Annotated in this window: 14 protein-coding genes and 1 pseudogene; 6 read left to right on the forward strand and 9 right to left on the reverse strand. The window is 46.0% G+C overall.

Features of this window, described 5'->3' with window-relative positions; genetic code table 11:
* Positions 1-148: 148 nt before the first annotated feature.
* The 7 genes from EQV24_RS15375 to EQV24_RS15410 form a co-directional block, all read right to left on the reverse strand.
* Positions 149-1,111, reverse strand: a complete 963-nt coding sequence (locus EQV24_RS15375) for an ankyrin repeat domain-containing protein (RefSeq protein ID WP_130626761.1) — start codon at positions 1,109-1,111, stop codon at positions 149-151.
* A 15-nt stretch (positions 1,112-1,126) separates the two neighbouring features.
* Positions 1,127-1,567 carry a hypothetical protein gene (locus EQV24_RS15380; RefSeq protein ID WP_130626762.1) on the reverse strand — a complete coding sequence of 147 codons (441 nt, stop codon included), beginning with the start codon at positions 1,565-1,567 and terminating at the stop codon, positions 1,127-1,129.
* A 714-nt stretch (positions 1,568-2,281) separates the two neighbouring features.
* The gene (locus EQV24_RS15390) at positions 2,282-3,241 is read right to left on the reverse strand and encodes a LacI family DNA-binding transcriptional regulator (RefSeq protein WP_032623027.1); all 960 of its coding nucleotides are present in this window, start codon (positions 3,239-3,241) and stop codon (positions 2,282-2,284) included.
* A gap of 77 nt (positions 3,242-3,318) precedes the next feature.
* The gene (locus EQV24_RS15395) at positions 3,319-4,224 is read right to left on the reverse strand and encodes an ROK family protein (protein WP_008502520.1); all 906 of its coding nucleotides are present in this window, start codon (positions 4,222-4,224) and stop codon (positions 3,319-3,321) included.
* Between the two features lie 47 nt (positions 4,225-4,271).
* Positions 4,272-4,586, reverse strand: coding sequence for a PTS lactose/cellobiose transporter subunit IIA (locus tag EQV24_RS15400; RefSeq protein WP_008502519.1), 315 nt, complete (start codon positions 4,584-4,586; stop codon positions 4,272-4,274).
* A 22-nt stretch (positions 4,587-4,608) separates the two neighbouring features.
* Entirely contained in the window at positions 4,609-5,931 is a 1,323-nt protein-coding gene (locus EQV24_RS15405) for a PTS cellobiose transporter subunit IIC (protein WP_008502518.1), read from the reverse strand.
* 14 nt (positions 5,932-5,945) lie between these two features.
* On the reverse strand, positions 5,946-6,257 hold the full coding sequence (locus EQV24_RS15410) for a PTS sugar transporter subunit IIB (RefSeq protein ID WP_008502517.1): 312 nt from the start codon (positions 6,255-6,257) through the stop codon (positions 5,946-5,948).
* Between the two features lie 169 nt (positions 6,258-6,426).
* Here EQV24_RS15410 and EQV24_RS15415 point away from each other — a divergent pair, with 169 nt between their 5' ends.
* The 5 genes from EQV24_RS15415 to manA all read left to right on the forward strand — a co-directional run bounded on the left by EQV24_RS15415 (position 6,427) and on the right by manA (position 14,089).
* Complete coding sequence (locus EQV24_RS15415; RefSeq protein WP_008502516.1) at positions 6,427-7,698, forward strand: PTS cellobiose transporter subunit IIC; 1,272 nt, start codon at positions 6,427-6,429, stop codon at positions 7,696-7,698.
* A 208-nt stretch (positions 7,699-7,906) separates the two neighbouring features.
* Entirely contained in the window at positions 7,907-9,244 is a 1,338-nt protein-coding gene (locus EQV24_RS15420; protein ID WP_032987788.1) for a carbohydrate porin, read from the forward strand.
* A gap of 11 nt (positions 9,245-9,255) precedes the next feature.
* Complete coding sequence (locus EQV24_RS15425) at positions 9,256-11,451, forward strand: CBM35 domain-containing protein (RefSeq protein ID WP_130626763.1); 2,196 nt, start codon at positions 9,256-9,258, stop codon at positions 11,449-11,451.
* Between the two features lie 53 nt (positions 11,452-11,504).
* On the forward strand, positions 11,505-12,923 hold the full coding sequence (locus EQV24_RS15430; protein ID WP_032987785.1) for a glycoside hydrolase family 1 protein: 1,419 nt from the start codon (positions 11,505-11,507) through the stop codon (positions 12,921-12,923).
* Positions 12,920-14,089: a mannose-6-phosphate isomerase, class I gene (gene manA, locus EQV24_RS15435; RefSeq protein ID WP_008502511.1), complete on the forward strand. Its 1,170-nt coding sequence runs from the start codon at positions 12,920-12,922 to the stop codon at positions 14,087-14,089. Before EQV24_RS15430 ends, manA begins: the two co-directional genes overlap by 4 nt.
* Positions 14,090-14,578: 489 nt before the next feature.
* Here the strand turns inward: manA and EQV24_RS15440 are convergent, their stop codons facing one another.
* The gene (locus EQV24_RS15440) at positions 14,579-15,274 is read right to left on the reverse strand and encodes a hypothetical protein (RefSeq protein WP_130626764.1); all 696 of its coding nucleotides are present in this window, start codon (positions 15,272-15,274) and stop codon (positions 14,579-14,581) included.
* On the reverse strand, positions 15,246-15,815 hold the full coding sequence (locus tag EQV24_RS15445; protein WP_130626765.1) for an ankyrin repeat domain-containing protein: 570 nt from the start codon (positions 15,813-15,815) through the stop codon (positions 15,246-15,248). The genes EQV24_RS15440 and EQV24_RS15445 overlap by 29 nt, the downstream gene beginning before the upstream one ends.
* Before the next feature lie 965 nt (positions 15,816-16,780).
* Here EQV24_RS15445 and EQV24_RS23850 point away from each other — a divergent pair.
* Positions 16,781-16,892, forward strand: a pseudogene (locus EQV24_RS23850) (IS3 family transposase); the annotation flags it as partial.
* Positions 16,893-16,910 lie beyond the last annotated feature (18 nt).

The following is a 16,910-nucleotide window of genomic DNA, read 5'->3' on the forward strand; positions in this document are numbered from 1 at the left end:
ATGAGGTGAATAAGTCAAGTTGTTGTAGGGTAAATATTTTAATTAGCTGGGTTAAAAAAGGTATACCATTTAACAAATAGTATACCCAAGAGGACTTATTAGCTGAGTTATCATGAAATAAAACCTTTCAGACTTAGAAGAGGGGTGTTCACTTCAGAATTTTAAAGTCTTTTCGCACAGGCGCACGAGGGATCTCTGGCTTCATTTCTTTTAACAGATCTTTTTTCTCTCTTCCTGCGATATAAGAAAAAATCTTATCGGAGTCAAAACGCTGTCTGAGTATATCGTCGTCCATTCGGATACCATTTCGAATAAACCATTTCACTCTCTCTATGCCGGTGTAGATACCAATATGCTCATTGCGACGATTATAAAACTGTATGTGCTTGATTTCGATATGTTGTTTTATTTCATTAAAGATTGATCTCATGTCTTTAACATGTAATTCAACTGTACTATGCTCTGCAAGCATGAAATTAACACCATTTTGTTTGAGGGATTTAATAAGCTCTAAAGAGTTATAGGTGATATGTCTGATTAAAACAGGTATGCTATCGATTTTTTCTATATGACGGATAAGAGCACTGACGTTTGATTTGTAATGCCACTTTCCATTGTCTACAGACAAATCGAGTACTGATTTACCATTATGGTCAGTGTGATTAATATTACAGCCTTTTTCTATCCAGTAATCAAAAGTATCCTCGGAGTAGAGATTATACAGAACGGTCTGGCCTTTATTATCGATACTGTGAATATCTACTCCTGAGTTAAAAAGGATCTCCGCGCACTTTATATCATTGCTCTTCGGGTGAAGGCAGGATTGACCTTTATTATTCTTATGCTGAATATTAATGCCTGAATGGATTAACAATTCCAGAATTTTTGGGTTAGTGTTACAGAACAATGCGTTATTACCATAACGGTCTGTGAGGTTTATTTCTATGCCTGCTTCAATCATTGCTTTTACAGCGTCCACATGATTACAAAAGAAAAGAGCATTACGACCATCTTCATTTAATGAATTAATGTCGATTCCTGCTTTGATACAATCATGGACGTTCTCTCTGGTCCAACTGCAAAACAAATTATCTATTGTATACATTGTCATGGCTATTCTCCTTTATTAAGCTGCGAATTTGTTATAAATTTCATTGTTAGCACTATACTCTTTGATTTTGACGATATCGTCATAGATCCGTGAGAATGAAAACCATGAGATCTCTTTAACTTCTCTTTTTTTGTTTTGATAAATGATATTGCACCCGCGAAACTGGAGTGCATTGTTGAAGGCGTCATGGTTTGCGTTTCTGAGAAAATGAACAAATGATTTAATTGTCTCTTTCTTGCTTATGTTGTAAGAGAGAAAAGTATGAATAGAAAAGAGGGTTAAGATATTTCTCTGAGTAATCATATGTCTGGAGAAGTAACAAAAATAAAAATCCTGCTCTTCACTTACTGGTTTTCCGAATACAGAAAATTGTGGGTTATATAATCTATAGAGATCTACATTCTTTTTGGTTTTGGCAAGATAGTTTGTCAGTGTTGGGTAATTGTGTTTTTTCATTTTTATTCTCCTTTATTGTTTTGGTGAAATGAATATATATTACTAAATAAATATAAATCAAATTTATTTTTAATGTTAAAAAATTACGCAAGCGTTTTCTTTTTATTTAATTAAATTAATTTGATGTTTTGTATAATAAAAATAACATTTAGCAAAAAGTGCTATTTATGGTTTAAATGAATTATTGTTTTTACGATTATTGAGGATGGGGGTATTTAAGGGGGGGGTTATTAGGGGGCGCTATCGAAATAGTTTGTTTTATGACAAAAACAACCGGTAACTATCAGGTTTTAGATTGTAATTTTAATGGGAAAGGGCCTTGCGCCCCTTTCCCATTTTATAGACTGCTTAAAACTTCATCTATATTTGTAGAGCGCATATATCTCACAGGATTAATCATCTGTTCTTTAAGCGAGCTAAAATGGCTCTGAGATGTCTGTTAAACCCGTGGCGATTCATAATGAACAAACTGTTGTCCGCAATCAGTGGGTATTTTGTATAGTTCGAGGACAGTCTTGCCCATTAGGAAGCACAATCTTTTCGCGATGCTCCGCAAGTTCATAAACACAAATCGTACCTTCATCTGTATGGACTTGTTCTTTCAAAGGCAGGCTCGCCTCTTGGGCCACAACGGGGTTGGAAACAATGAAGAACAGCGTAAGGATACTTAACGGTCGGACTGCATTCATGACATTACTCCCATGTAGAATATGGTTAACTCACTTCCATCACCGACTGGCGGGGAGTGAGCTTACCAATGATCGGTGGTAGTTCCGTTTCGCGAAGTGGACGGCCTTCAACCAGACTCTTAATGCGTTGTACACATTGGTTCAGCAGGGGCTCCATCGGCCAGGAAATACATGTCAGTTGTGGGTATAACTGTGTGGCCAGCGGAGAGTCTTCAAGGCTGAGCAGTGACACTTCCTGCGGCACGGATATATTGAATTCACGGAACAATCGCATTGCTTCTGCTGCGTAAGCATCGCGTTTTACTACGATTGCGGTGAACTTACTCAGACTGTTTATCAGCGTCAGCAGTGCGCGTTCAACGTCCTCATTGGCTGTTAACACCAGTTGGCGATTAAACGGAAATGAGTAATTTTGCAGTACGTTTCGATAACCTTCCACCATCCGCTTGCTGGTGTCGTCCGTATCATTATCGATAACCAGCGCGATATTGCGGTGGCCTTTACCGATCATATAGCGGCAGGCGCTCTCAGCAGCAAAAGCGAAATCGTAGCCCTGACTTTTCGCGTCTACGACTGGCCGATCAAACGAGATAACGTTATCGGCACTTCCCGGCGGAATAGGGCCAAACACCACAACGGCAGCGCATTGTCGCTGTAGTTCATCCACCGAAGAAGCATGTTCGATGGCGTTATCGACATACTGGACGATCAGTGTTTTGTTGAGCAATTTCATGGCGCGTGCCAGTGCGGGAAGTAAACGTGCACCACTGTTCTCATCACGTGAGGAAAGCACCACGCCGATATAGCTTGATGACTGACTCGCCAGGTTTTGCGCGGCAAAGCTTGGACGGTAATTCAGCTCTTCTACCGCCCGTAAAACCGCTTCACGGCTTTCTTCGCGTACGCCTCGCGTGCCTGTCAGCACGCGGGAAACCGTTGCTCTGGAAACATTGGCTAATCGTGATACATCATCCATCGTTGGCATAGTGTTTTCTGCGTGGTGAGTTTTCATCATCTTAACATAACCCTCCCGAAGAATCGCCACATCACCTGTCGTCAACGTCATGTTTCCCGCGCATTAAGACCAGGAAGCCAGGCCGCGCCGCGTACGCCACTGGCATCGCCAAATCGGGCCGGAACAACGCGCGTGTGGCAGGAATTGGAAAAGATATACGGTACTATTGCGTCCGGAAGCTCATGATAAATTCTGCTGATGTTTGATAGTCCGCCTCCCAGCACAATTACTTGAGGATCCAGAATATTGATGACTGACGCGAGGCTCCGGGCGAACGCGTCAATGAAATGCTGCCAGTGTGCACGAGCCTGCGGGTTTCCTTGTTCGGCGGCTTCGATAATCTTCTGTGATGTCAATTCAGCCGGGAAACGACGGGCAAACCCAGTGCCGGAAATAAAGGTTTCAATACAGTTAATATTACCGCAATAACAAGGCTGCTCAGGACCGTCATACGCTGGTGTATATCCTGGAAGTGGGTTGTGCCCCCATTCACCGGCAATGGCATTCGGGCCTTGTAATAAGCGCTTGTGTACGGCAACCCCACCGCCGCAGCCGGTTCCTATAATCACACCAAAAACGGTATCCGCTTTTGCACCCGCACCGTCCACTGCTTCTGAGAGGGTGAAACAATCGGCATCATTGGCAATCCACACTGGTTGCTGGATACGAGCAGCTACATCGGTTTTGAGATCGTGGCCGTTGAGCACCAGACAATTACAGTTTTTGATTAGCCCGCTTTGCGGGTCAATGGCACCCGGCAACCCGATCCCTACGCTGAATGGCACTGGGCTGATTGAGCGTGATTCCTCAATCAGGCTAACAAGATGCAGCATAAACGTATCATAGCTCTCCTTCTGTGTAGGGCGCCGTTGACGCCAGAGACATTCCCCTTGCGGCGAGAGCAGCACAGCTTCCATTTTTGTGCCGCCAATATCCAGTCCGAGATGGTGCATACAACCCTCTGTAAAAAAAGAGAGGCCAAAGCCTCTCCTGGTTATCGTTATGCCTGTTGCGGGCGGGTGCGGTAGATGTCGATGAGTTCAGTCACCAACTCTTTGGCCAGAATGGACGTCATCAGGTGATCCTGGGCGTGAACCATTACCAGCGTCATTTTGGTTTTTCCTTCGCCTTCATCGGCTTCAATGAGCTGCGTTTGCACCAGATGCGCCTCGCGAGCATAGTGCGTTGCCTCTTTCATTCGTTCATCTGCGGCTTCAAAGTCACCACGTTTGGCGCAACCTAGCGCCTCATAACACAGGCTGCGCGACTGGCCCGCATTGATGATGATGCCCATAACTTGTTCTTCTAATTCCATGTATTACCTCTGATTACATCTGTCAGGCGGACTGCGCCGCATCTTGCGCGTGTTCAACCGCGTTTTCATTCTCTTGCTCAATAAGCTGTTTTTCGTAGGCTTTCAGGAACGGAAGGTACATCGCAGCGGATGTCACCATGCACATAAGACACAAAATGACCGGACTGAAACTCCAGTTGGCGGCCCATGACGCGCCAATAGGAGCCGGTGTAGTCCACGGTGTCATTGAGACCACGCGGCTGACTAAATCGAGATCCAGCGCAAACCAGGCAAGCGTGGCATTAACCATCGGCACTAATACGAATGGCAGGAAAAACAGCGGGTTCATGATGATCGGTGCGCCGAACAAAATGGGTTCATTTATGTTAAAGAGTCCCGGTACCACGCCCATGCGGCCAATGGTGCGTAAATGGATGGCTTTGCTGCGCAGTAAAAGGAAGGCGAGCGGCAGTGTGGAGCCGACGCCGCCGATCAACAGATAATGGTCCCAGAACCCCTGAACGTAGATGTGAGGGATCGCTGAGCCCGCCGCCATTGCTGCCTGGTTAACTGACAGGTTTGCCATCCAGAAGGGGTTCATGATGCCCGTGACGATTAGTGCACCGTGGATCCCGGCGAACCAGAGAACCTGGCACACCAACACAGAGAGCAGTACTGCAGGCAGAGTATCAGAGGCGGCAACCAGTGGTTTCACCAGCGACATGATCGCTTCCGGGATAATCATACCCAGTTGTGATTCGATAAAAAGATTGAGTGGGTGCAGGGTAACGACGACGGCCAGAACCGGTACCAGAATCTCAAACGAGCGTGCCACGCCTGTTGGTACTTCCGGCGGGAGGCGGATCGTAATATTGTTCCGTTTCAGGAAGGCATACAGTTCAGTGGAGTAGATGGCGACCAGAATGGCGGTGAAGATCCCCTGACCGGAAAAATAGGCTGTGGAGATCTGCCCGTCTTTTAGTGGTGCGGCGACCAGTAAAAAGGCCATCAGTGACAGCATTCCGGCGGTCAGCGGATCCAGTTCATGGTGTTTTGCCAGACTTGCGGCGATCCCAACCGAAATAAAGAGCGTCATAATGCCCATACTGAAGTTAAACGGTAGCATCAGCGCATCGCGGTGATCCAGCGAGAATTTCAGCCACGCCTGTGCAAACCCCCAGGTGGTATCAGGCGAAAACGGTGGGAAAATAAACACCAGCATGAACGAGCCCACGATCATAAAGGGCAGAGCAGTAATGAAACCATCACGGATTGAGGTCACATACTTTTGTTGACCGACAGCACCTGCCATCGGTGTGATTTTTTGTTCAATGACGCTGATGAGTTTAGAGTACAGAGAGCTCATGGGATTTCCCTTAATTATTTGTTATCTATCAGGGTGAGTGCGAAATCGAGCACGGCGCCCCCTTTTTGCATGCCGTAGTCCATCATGTTGATCGGCTCGACTCGGATCCCATATTTGTCGGCTTGTTTTTGCAGATCACTCTGCATGTATTTGACCTGTGGGCCCAGTAACACCACCTGGTAGTGGCCAACCTGTTCGGCAAATTCGGCCACGCCAAAGGCCTTGATTTCCGCTTCCATTCCACGCTTTTGGGCTTCCTCAACCATTTTTTTTACCAGCAGACTGGTGGACATCCCGGCAGAGCAACACAACATGATTTTTTTCATAACGACTCCTGTTAACTGATGGCTGGAATATAGCTATCACGGAACAAAACGGAAAGCGCTTTCCATGAATGGATTATCTAATTGTGACCATGATCACCAGAGGGAGGCTTTCACTTTATCGTGATGTGCGCGATCATCGCGGCTATTCAGGAATGACTAAGGTTGAATTATGAACATTCATTTAATGAATGTTGTTGTGGATTTAATAGAGCAACGTTTAACACCTATCGCGAATATAATTACGCGAAATCAGCATATTACGGCGATGCGCGATGGCTTTGCCCTGGCAATGCCTTTTGTGATAGTGGGCAGTCTGATGGTGCCGCTCCTGTTTCCGCCGGTAACCATTTCTAGTTCATCGTTCTTTGGACAACTCTACCAGCAACTGCGTCCAATGTTGTTGCCAACTTTCGAACTGACGCTCGGACTGGTGGCTCTGATTGTGGCCTTTGGTGCCAGCGCCAGTCTCGCCAAACAGTATCAACTCCCGGAAAGGCTCTGCGGATTGACCGGATGCCTCTCGTTTTTGTTGTTTATTGGTTTTCGCGATAATGGGGCTACCAACATTTTTCTGGGAGGAATGGGGCTGTTTACCGCACTGATATCAAGTGTTTATTCCATTGAAATTATTCGTTTTTTCTATAATAGAGGCTGGTGTATCCGCCTGCCGGAAGAAGTGCCTGTGATGACGCGAAACGGCTTCCAGATATTAATTCCGCTACTGGTGATCATGTTATCCATCAGCGTGATGAACGCGCTAATGCTACAGGCTACAGGGCGGATCCTCCCACAGCTGATAAGCGAAGCCCTCCAGCCATTGATTGTTGCCTCGGATACTCTGACCGCGGTACTTATCTCATTGTTTATCTGTAACCTTTTGTGGTTCGTTGGCATCCACGGTGCATTGATTGTCACCGGTATTATGAACCCGTTCTGGTTAACCTATCTGTTTGAAAACCAGCGGGCACTTGCCATGGGCGAAGCTGTACTGCCACATATTTATCTGCAAGGCTTCTGGGATTTTTATCTCCTGATTGGCGGAATTGGTTCCACGCTGCCTCTGGTATTTATGGCGATGCGCAGCCGGTCGCGGCAGCTTAAAAGTGTCGGGAAAATAGGGCTGTTGCCGTCGCTTTTTAATATCAACGAGCCGATATTGTTCGGCTTTCCCATCATTATGAACCCAGTATTTTTGCTGCCATTTATTTTTGTTCCCTTGATAAATGCCTGTATTGCCTGGTATCTCACGCAACTTGGTGTACTTGATCGAGCGGTGGCTATGCTCCCGTGGTCAATGCCTTCTCCACTGGGGGCCGCGTGGTCGGCAAACGGTAGCTGGAAAAATATGTGCATGTGTCTGTTTGCCATTTTCAACGCCTGGATGCTCTACCGCCCCTTCTTTAAAGTTCACGAACGCCAGCTTATGACCCTGGAAAAATAACCCTCCTTCGAGCGGCTTATCTTTGAAATATGGATAAGCCGTTTTTTTGTGATTCATTTCACAAATTTATTCCATCTGAACTCAGAAGTGTGATTTGATCCGGCAAAAGCGGAAAGCGCTTTCCGTTTGTGGATGTACTTTTCCGTCAGGGATCCTTACATTTCCTCTGCGACGTAAAGCAGTGAAAATAAAAAATCTAAGGGAACCTATGAGAAAGTTAATTAAATCAATACCTCTGTCCTTAATCGCCCTTGCGGTACTCAGTGACTATGCCAGCGCAGACGAGAAATATGACTTTGCCCTGCACGGTTATATGCGTTCCGGGATCCTTGCGAACAGTGATGGCAACCGCGTGAACTCCGTAGGCCTGATGCCAGATGGCAAATGGCGACTGGGTAACGAGGAAGATACGAAAATTGAACTGATCCCGACGGTAACGCTGAAGTCGGATTCGGGTGCTGTGGCGCGGATTCAGGCCAACCTGACGCATCAAACTAAGTGTACGGCCGACTGGAACTGTACTGACGATGACGGTAAAGAAACGCAGTTCCGCGAGGGTTTCGCCGAACTAAGCAACCTTGATTTTGCCCCTGGCATGACTTTCTGGGCTGGCAAACGCTACAGCAGTTCTAACACCTCAAGCCACCAGTTTGACTGGGAGTACATTCAGTACAACGGGACTGGCGGTGGTTTCGACAAGATGGATCTTGGCTTTGCACAATTCGATGCCGGGATTTATGCCTTCTCTCCAACTGATGAAACCAAAGCCTATCCGGTTGATCGAGGCGATCAGGGTTATCCAGATGACTATTCTCTTAACCTGTGGTTCAAGAAAATCGGTGGAACCGGGCTGGATCTGGAGTTGATTGGCCATCGCATGAACCGCAATGAAAACCATCCTACGGCGGCGCAGAAAGGTTACGGCGCCACGGCGGTTTATAACTTCGACGGTTTTTACGGCCTGACCGGCGGTTATTCGCGTATTGCCCTGCAATATGGCAAAGGGCTGGCAGCCGCTGATTCACTGGGTAAAAACGGCTGGGGATGGGCGAATCTGGAGGATACGCAGTCCTGGCGTATCGTGCTGGACAACTTAGCCAGCATGGGCGATCTGGAAGTGTCGACTTTCGCGTTCTACCAGAAAGACAAAAACTACCGCTGGTGGACCAGCGATGACGACGGCTGGGGACGCTCAATGTGGGTTGCCGGGATCCGCCCTTACCATCAGATCACCAAAAACTTCGCCATGCAGTATGAGCTGGGTTACGAATATCTCGATGATAAAAACTACATGGGAGCGAACGGTAAAGGAAAAGGCGGTTTGACGAAAATTACCGTAGCGCCAACGCTGACGTTTGATTCGGGTTTCTGGAGCCGCCCTCAACTGCGTTTCTTCGCGACCTATGCGAAATGGGATAAAGGCGTTTCTGATGCACTCGATGGTAGCTACGACTGGGGCACCGGCACAATCAGTGCGGGTGGCTATTCCCGTAGTGGTGAAACCGACACTCTCAATTTTGGTGTACAGGCTGAAGTCTGGTTCTAAGGAGAAGAACAATGCATATCCCGATGAAAAAAATTCTTCTGATTTCTCTGCTGTCGGCGCTGGGCAGCGCTGGAGCAATGGCGGCGGAGCAATCCCATTTTGAACATTTTATTACCCGCGACGGCGCTCAACTAAAAGATGGCGATCAGGTTTTCCGCTTTGCCGGGATCCACGCGCCAGAATTGCACCGAATTGAAGATGACGCGCGCGGAACCTGTAAAGCCGATCCTCGCGGTTGGGGGCAATATTTTAAATGGCCAACCGCTGAAGAGCAGGAGAACTGGATCAAGGCGATGGTGAAAACTGGTGCGAAAGCCCAGCGCGTATATGTACTTTCCGTTCAGCAGGAGAATGATGCTGACTGCGCCCGTGCAACGCATATTCTTGCACCCGCCACGCCAGACGGTATGCCACGGCTGAATGAAACGGCGATGAAAGTCTACGACAACATGATTGCCGAAGCAGACAAGCAGGGACTGCGCTTGATCCTGCCATTTATTGACCACTGGTGGTGGTGGGGGGGCCGTGAACAGCTCGCCGCATTTTATGGTGAAAAGCCGGAAGATTTTTATCGTACCGACAGTAAAACCTACAAAGCTTACCAGGATGTGATTCGTCAGGTTATTACACGCACCAACTCCGTAACCGGGCGTCATTACTATGATGAAAAAGCCATTATGGCTTGGGAAACCGGTAACGAACTGGAAGATACCAACGCGGCATTTCTGACAGAAACGGCGGCATGGATCCGCAAATGGGCACCGCATCAGCTTATTGTTGACGGGACGTACAAGAAGATTAACGACTTCTCGTTGAGCGATCCGAACGTCGATATCATCAGCAACCACTATTACACCAATGCTGACAACAACCATCCCGAACAGGTGCGTAAAGATCTGGAAGCGATTGGCGGTAAAAAAGTGTATCTGGTCGGTGAGTTTGGCCTGCTGGACCATAAAGATCTTAGCAGCATTATGCAGTCCATCGTGCATACCGAGGTGAACGGTGCGAAGGCGGCAGGCGGTTTTATCTGGGGCTTCCGCGGCCATCGTCATGACGGCGGATTCTACTGGCACAAAGAGTATACCGGTCATTACAGCTATCACCTGCCGGGCTTCCCTGTCGAAGGGAAAGCAAATCAGGAAATGGAAGTTGTGGGTCTGGTACGTAATGCGTCTGCGCAAATGGCGGGCCTTGAAAAAGCGCCTGCACTGCCTGTGCCGGAAGCCCCGAAGCTGCGGGCATCTGATTCTCCGTTTGCCATCAACTGGATGGGGGCGCCGGTAGGCCGTACTTACGATATTGAGCGGGCATCCAGTGCGAAAGGACCGTGGGCCGTTGTCGGCCACGACATTTCTGACGGGGTGAATGAATGGGATCCGGCCAAAATGGATCTCTTCCGCGACGACTACCGCAGTCTGCAACTCGGCAAAACCTATTACTACCGCGTGATCGCGAAGAACGAAAGTGGAGACTCTTCTCCGTCAAACGTCATTAGCATTAAGCATTCGCAGAAAAATCTCGCACCGCAAATCACACTGAGTGAGGCGCTGACCACCACAGTGGATAAAGGTGTACAGCTTCACGGAGCCTGGACGGATGACAATCTGCCGGACCGGCAGGTGAAAACTGGCTGGAGTAACGGGGGAAACAAGAACGTTCATTTCTGCGACGCGGGCAAAGACGATACTCGTGCCTGGTTCTCGGCACCTGGAGATTATGTACTGACCTTTACCGCCGATGATGGATTGCTGGAAAGCAGTAAAAAGCTGAACGTTTCTGTTAAAGAAGCGGCGGGCAAAATCCCTGCGGATTACTGCAACTTTGGCGGCGGGGCGATGGATGTAAAACAGGGAAAACTGAACATCGTGAAAAGCAATGAAAATCAGCTTGCTATCGGTGATGACGGTTTCCTTGGCCCATTCGCGAATGAAGGCGACAGTGTGAGCTGGCAAGTGAATGCACCGTGGGCCGGGAAATTTGCCCTGCATGTGAAGTTCAACGCCAAATGGGGCGGTAAGAAAAACTCATTCATGGTGAACAAAGGCACGCCGATTGGCATTGAATTCCCGCAAACCGATGAGAAAGGACAAGACATGATTGTGCCGGTCGTTCTCAACGCTGGGGAGAACACCATCACGTTCGGGAAGTTGTCCGGTGACTGGGGCTATATGTTTATTAAATCCATTGAAGTGACTGCAGAGTAGTTGTTTTGGCTGCGCCCTTTGGGTGCAGCCCTTTTTTTCTCAAAGGAGGCGTTATGACCCGGTATCAATTTCCCGAAGGGTTTTTCTGGGGGGCTGCGGCATCTGGACCGCAAACGGAAGGAGCAGCATGTAAGGCACACCGTTCCATCTGGGACAGCTGGTTTGCTGAGCAGCCGGAGCGGTTCTATCAGCAAATTGGTCCGCAGAGCGTTTGCGAGACCTACAGTAAATTCAAAGATGACGTGAAACGGATGAAGCAAACAGGGTTCAACTCGTTTCGTACCTCCATTCAGTGGTCGCGGTTGATTGATGATTTTGAAACGGGTGCACCGAACGCAGAGGCAGTCCAGTTTTATCATAGCTACTTCGATGAGATGATCGCCAACGGTATCGAGCCGATGATTAATCTTTATCATTTCGATATGCCGGAGGCGTTACAAAAACAGTACGGGGGTTTTGAGTCGTCATACGTAACAGAACTCTTCTCCCGCTTTGCTCGAACAGCGTTTGAACTGTTTGGCCATAAAGTGAAATACTGGATAACCTTTAATGAGCCGATTGTGCCGGTTGAAGGCGGTTATCTCTATGACTTCCATTACCCGTGCAAAAAAGACGGTAAGCTTGCGGCACAGGTTGCGTTCAATATTATGCTGGCCCACGCGAAAGCGGTGCAGGTGTATCGTGAACTGGAACTGCCGGGGGAAATTGGCGTCGTCCTGAACCTGACACCCTCGTATACCCGAAATGACAGCGAGGAGGATAAAAAAGCTGCGTGGTACGCTGATCTGCTTTTTAATCGCAGTTTCCTTGATCCGCTGGTTAAGCATGAGTTCCCAAAGGAGTTGTGTGAAATTCTGGCTATGCACGATTGTCTGCCTGAAATAAAAAAAGCAGATGTAGACTTGATTACCGATTCGCAGGTTGATTTCCTCGGCGTTAATTATTACGTTCCGCGACGGGTTAAAGCACGGGAATGTCCGTATGAGCTCGATTACTTTACGCCAGAATATTATTTCGAGAACTATATTGACCCTGAGGGTCGCTTCAATCCTTATCGCGATAATAACGAAATCTATCCACAGGCGATTTATGATATTGCCAGCAACATTCGCGATAATTACGGCAATATTAAGTGGTATCTGGCTGAAATAGGCATCGCCATGGATGTGCAGTCGGAAGGCCCGGTTCAGGCCGATGGCGTTATTGATGATATGTTCCGCATCGAGTTGATGGAAGAACACCTTGAACAACTCCATCACGCCATTAGCGACGGTGCAAATTGTTTTGGTGTACATCAGTGGACGTTTATCGATAACTGGTCATGGATAAATAGCTTTAAACGTCGATACGGGTTCTGGCGCCTGGATTTGGAAACCGGAGAACGGCAAATAAAACGCAATGCCATCTGGTTTGCTGAACTGGCTGCAAGCAACGGATTTACCCCCGGTACATTTGGAAGGGGCGTTAAATGAAACCTTCTTTTTATCGTCTGAGAAACGGCATTAAAAATTATGCCTGGGGTAGTCGGACGGCTCTAAACACGTTGTTTGGGGTACCTAATCCTGATGAACAACCGCAGGCTGAGATGTGGATGGGCGCGCATCCGGCAGGGTGTTCAGAAATAGAAACCGGGTCAGATTCTGTTTCGCTGCTTGAAGCGATTGCACAATCTCCTGGGACTGTTTTGGGTGCCCGAACGGTGGAGAAATTTGGCCAGCTACCGTTTTTACTGAAAATACTTTCAGCAGAAACAGCGCTTTCCATTCAGGTTCATCCTGATAAACGTCTGGCGGAAGAAGGATATGCACAGCAAGGGAATCGGACCGGAGAAGATTATAACGATGCGAATCACAAACCTGAGCTGGTTTATGCCATCACGCCTTTTATGGCAATGAATGGTTTTCGCCCTTTTCAGGAAACCGTGAATCATTTTCTTCGTCTTAATGCGCCTGAACTGATGCCTGCACTGGCTGAATTCCGTGGAAACCTGACAGGCGAAGGATTTAAACACTTCTTTGTAAGCCTGATGCAGCTTGCTCAGCTTGAAAAAGATAGCGTCCTGAAACAGTTACAGGTGAGCCTCGACAGCGGCGGTTTTACGCATTTGCAGAGTTTTATCACTCGTCTGATGCGTGACTACCCTGGTGATATCGGCATTCTCGCTCCCCTGTTCCTACACTGCATTACGCTTGAGCCAGGCGAAGCCATGTTTTTACGTGCCGGAACGTTACATGCATACGTGCATGGAACTGCTGTCGAAGTGATGGCCTGCTCCGATAATGTACTACGTGCGGGGTTAACACCTAAGAAAATTAATCTTCCTGAACTGGTGAAATGTACAGTCTTTAGGGAAACACAGGAACAGGAACTGAGACTGTCGTCAAATGATACCGGAATTGAACAGCATTATTCTGTACCGGTAGATGATTTTTGTTTTTCAGTTATTGGAAATTGCCAGCAAAAACATGTTGAAGTCGACAGCGCACAAATTCTGCTTGTACTCAGCGGCATCACAACGTTACGTGATACGAGCGGTGATGAAATGACGTTGTTCGCAGGTCAGTCGGTATTTATACCGGCATTTACTGCTTCCTATTCTATTACAAAAAACGAACTATCTTGCTTAGTACGATGCTGAATATCTGCAACTTCATTGGCACACGTTAATCTGAGGTAATATATATAAATCCCGCATGGTGTATGTACGCCAGGCGGGCTTGCCTGGTTACCCGATAACCAAAGATGACCAGGAAGATGAGTTCAACCAGTTTTCTATTTCAACAGAGAAATTGGGCCTTCCACCTCATTAGATGTTCATCCTCGTGCTTCAGTTGAAGCACTTGGCGAGCAGTGACATGCTCCTCATGACTCAAGTGGCTTGTTAAATCATAACTAAAGTTCATTTAGTCCGAGCGGACGTTTGTCTTTAACCCAATCAACTACAGTATTGCTTATTTCTGTCAGCGCTCAAGGCTTGTCATTCACACAACCTTTATTATGAGGTAGTCGTGTAGTGGGACGCTGACAACTTTATCACGCTGTACAGCGCTCCTACTGATTGCCGGACAGGTAATATCGTTGTGTAAGTAGCGCGAGTGGATCAAACCTGTTTATGAGAAAGTAATTATCACAGTCTTTTTTTACTGGCAGCATGTTTTATATTCGGATTAATAACGGTTTTGAGTTCTTTATTTTCCCTCTGTGCAAGGTAGGCAAGGATTTCAGTACGTATGTCCTGTTCTTCAATATCATTAATGTTTACCTTAACATTGTTTCTTATAAACCATTTAATAATTTCCTTGTTTTTTAAACTGACAAGCGGGGTGTCATACCATGAACATAGATTGACATGGCGGAAATCAATGACTTTTTGTGCTTCAGTAATGAATTTTTTAATGTCTTTGTTGGGGTATTTTACTACGCACCGCTCATTAATTTTGTAATCAATATTCTGACTTTGCAATATTTTAATAAGCTCAAGGCAGCCAAAAGTAAGGCGATTAAAAGTTAATGGTCTGGATTTAATAAGGTTAATGAAAGGCGTAAGCACGCTGAGACACTGATCAAGTTGAGAGTTGCTGAATATCATGGTCTGTATGTATTCAAAGACGGTTTCCCCATTGTTATTAACTTGATTTATATCACAGCCATTTTTGATTAAAATGTCTGTAATTGGTTTTTTATAAGGGTGAAAAATTAAGCTGTTCCCATTTCGATCCTGTATGTCAGGATCAAGGCCCGCAGCGAAATAAACATCCAGTAAGTCAGCATCTATGCCGATAATGTTAATGGAATTATGACCATATATCCCTTTGGTTAACATTAATACCTTTCTTAATCAGCAGACGCTTAACGTCAGCCTCACAGACGTAGAAAAGGGCATTTCTTCCATAGCTGTCAGTGTGGTTAATATCAATACCACTGTCGATGAGTTCTCTGGCTGAGCTTTCGTTGGTTGCAAAGAAAAGCGCATTTTTATCTTCAAGTTCAGTATGGTTTATGTTGATTCCATGTTTTACCAGTAACCGGGCAGATTCAGCGTCATTGGTGTAAAAGAGCGCATTTCTGCCCAGCGTGTCTGTATGGCTGATATCAATCCCGTTCTCAGTCAGTACCTTCATAGTTTCTGGGCAGGGTGCATAAAAAAGTGCATTCCTGTTGAACGTGTCAGTATGGTTAATGTTTATTCCGGCACTAATCATTGCTTTCATAAGCTCAGGGTATTTGCAATGAAACAATGCATTCTGGTTCGATGAACTGAGCATATTTATATCCACCCCTACCTTTAATAGTTTTTTGAGTTCTGCGGGCGATTTTATTTTGAAGAGGTTCAGCGTGTTTTTATTTTGTGATTTCTGGTTCATGTTTTATCTCCTTTGTTATAATGTCAAATAACAATAATCAATGAATTTTTGTTTTTCAAATTTATTTTTAATTATTTTAAATGCGAATGATGAAATTCTATTGCATATTAATATGAGAGATAACTTTCTGACATAAAGATAAGAGAGTGATAATTGAAAAATAACGTCTGAATCGATAGCTGTTTGGTATTCGAATCGATTATGATTTGGCATGCGTCTCAGACGGTGGTTTGAAATATGTAATAATGTGGGATCAGCTTAGATGCTGATCCCATATAGTCTGCAGAGGAACGTGCACAGTATTAACGTATCAGCAGAATGAACAGCATTACAGGCATGAGGCACCGGGGCCTGCTTTTCTTTTCTGACCGAAGGGAAGAAAAGCAAGGGCAATCCGGAGAAGCAAGCGCAGCGGCTTCGCAGGGTTAGCCCTTGCTTCTTTTATAATTGGCATTATTCATTCAAGAACAATAGGATCTTCGCTTGTACAAGCGAAGCTATAATAAAAAATCAATTAATTATTTTAAAAGTATTAAACAAGAACCTATTGACATTCGTAAAATAAAAGTTATTTTTAATGTATGCCATAAATAAAAAGTTTTATGTCATAGGTATCCTGCACTATGTGCAGTTAATGTGCCACTTGTCCCATATATGGGAATATTGGAAAGGTTACTTTGTTTTGAAGTAGCCTTTCGTCCTTCAATATTCACGATTACTTATTGCTATTACCAAGTCCAGTCGAATCGAAGAACATCTTTTATCTGAAACGACTCCTAATACCAGGTTAAAGCCACAATATCTCTCGCATAAGTAGACCAAAGAAAAATTATGATATTAACTATGTGATTTTTTTTAGTGTTAAGTTGAATAATTAAATACTGGAGAGTTTTCTGTACACTACTAATTGCTGGTTCATCTGTTCTGCCGCTGATGTTTCTGACTAATCTCCCGGTGACACAGAACTGTCCCTCTCTACCAGCCTTTATTCGACTCAATATCCGGCTGCTGATACGCAGTTATCCCTTCGCATCAATGACTGACTCTTAAACGTAATGCTTTGGTTGCTGGCGTATCTGACAGCTTCTTCGGCGT

It is taken from the genome of Enterobacter sp. A8 (assembly GCF_004296595.1).
GTDB lineage: Bacteria > Pseudomonadota > Gammaproteobacteria > Enterobacterales > Enterobacteriaceae > Enterobacter > Enterobacter cloacae.

Coding starts and splice junctions, on each gene's coding strand:
- EQV24_RS15375 (WP_130626761.1), bottom strand. CDS start 1,111: ATGACAATGTATACAATAGATAATTTGTTTTGCAGTTGGACCAGAGAG.
- EQV24_RS15380 (WP_130626762.1), bottom strand. CDS start 1,567: ATGAAAAAACACAATTACCCAACACTGACAAACTATCTTGCCAAAACC.
- EQV24_RS15390 (WP_032623027.1), bottom strand. CDS start 3,241: ATGCCAACGATGGATGATGTATCACGATTAGCCAATGTTTCCAGAGCA.
- EQV24_RS15395 (WP_008502520.1), bottom strand. CDS start 4,224: ATGCACCATCTCGGACTGGATATTGGCGGCACAAAAATGGAAGCTGTG.
- EQV24_RS15400 (WP_008502519.1), bottom strand. CDS start 4,586: ATGGAATTAGAAGAACAAGTTATGGGCATCATCATCAATGCGGGCCAG.
- EQV24_RS15405 (WP_008502518.1), bottom strand. CDS start 5,931: ATGAGCTCTCTGTACTCTAAACTCATCAGCGTCATTGAACAAAAAATC.
- EQV24_RS15410 (WP_008502517.1), bottom strand. CDS start 6,257: ATGAAAAAAATCATGTTGTGTTGCTCTGCCGGGATGTCCACCAGTCTG.
- EQV24_RS15415 (WP_008502516.1), top strand. CDS start 6,427: ATGAACATTCATTTAATGAATGTTGTTGTGGATTTAATAGAGCAACGT.
- EQV24_RS15420 (WP_032987788.1), top strand. CDS start 7,907: ATGAGAAAGTTAATTAAATCAATACCTCTGTCCTTAATCGCCCTTGCG.
- EQV24_RS15425 (WP_130626763.1), top strand. CDS start 9,256: ATGCATATCCCGATGAAAAAAATTCTTCTGATTTCTCTGCTGTCGGCG.
- EQV24_RS15430 (WP_032987785.1), top strand. CDS start 11,505: ATGACCCGGTATCAATTTCCCGAAGGGTTTTTCTGGGGGGCTGCGGCA.
- manA (WP_008502511.1), top strand. CDS start 12,920: ATGAAACCTTCTTTTTATCGTCTGAGAAACGGCATTAAAAATTATGCC.
- EQV24_RS15440 (WP_130626764.1), bottom strand. CDS start 15,274: ATGTTAACCAAAGGGATATATGGTCATAATTCCATTAACATTATCGGC.
- EQV24_RS15445 (WP_130626765.1), bottom strand. CDS start 15,815: ATGAACCAGAAATCACAAAATAAAAACACGCTGAACCTCTTCAAAATA.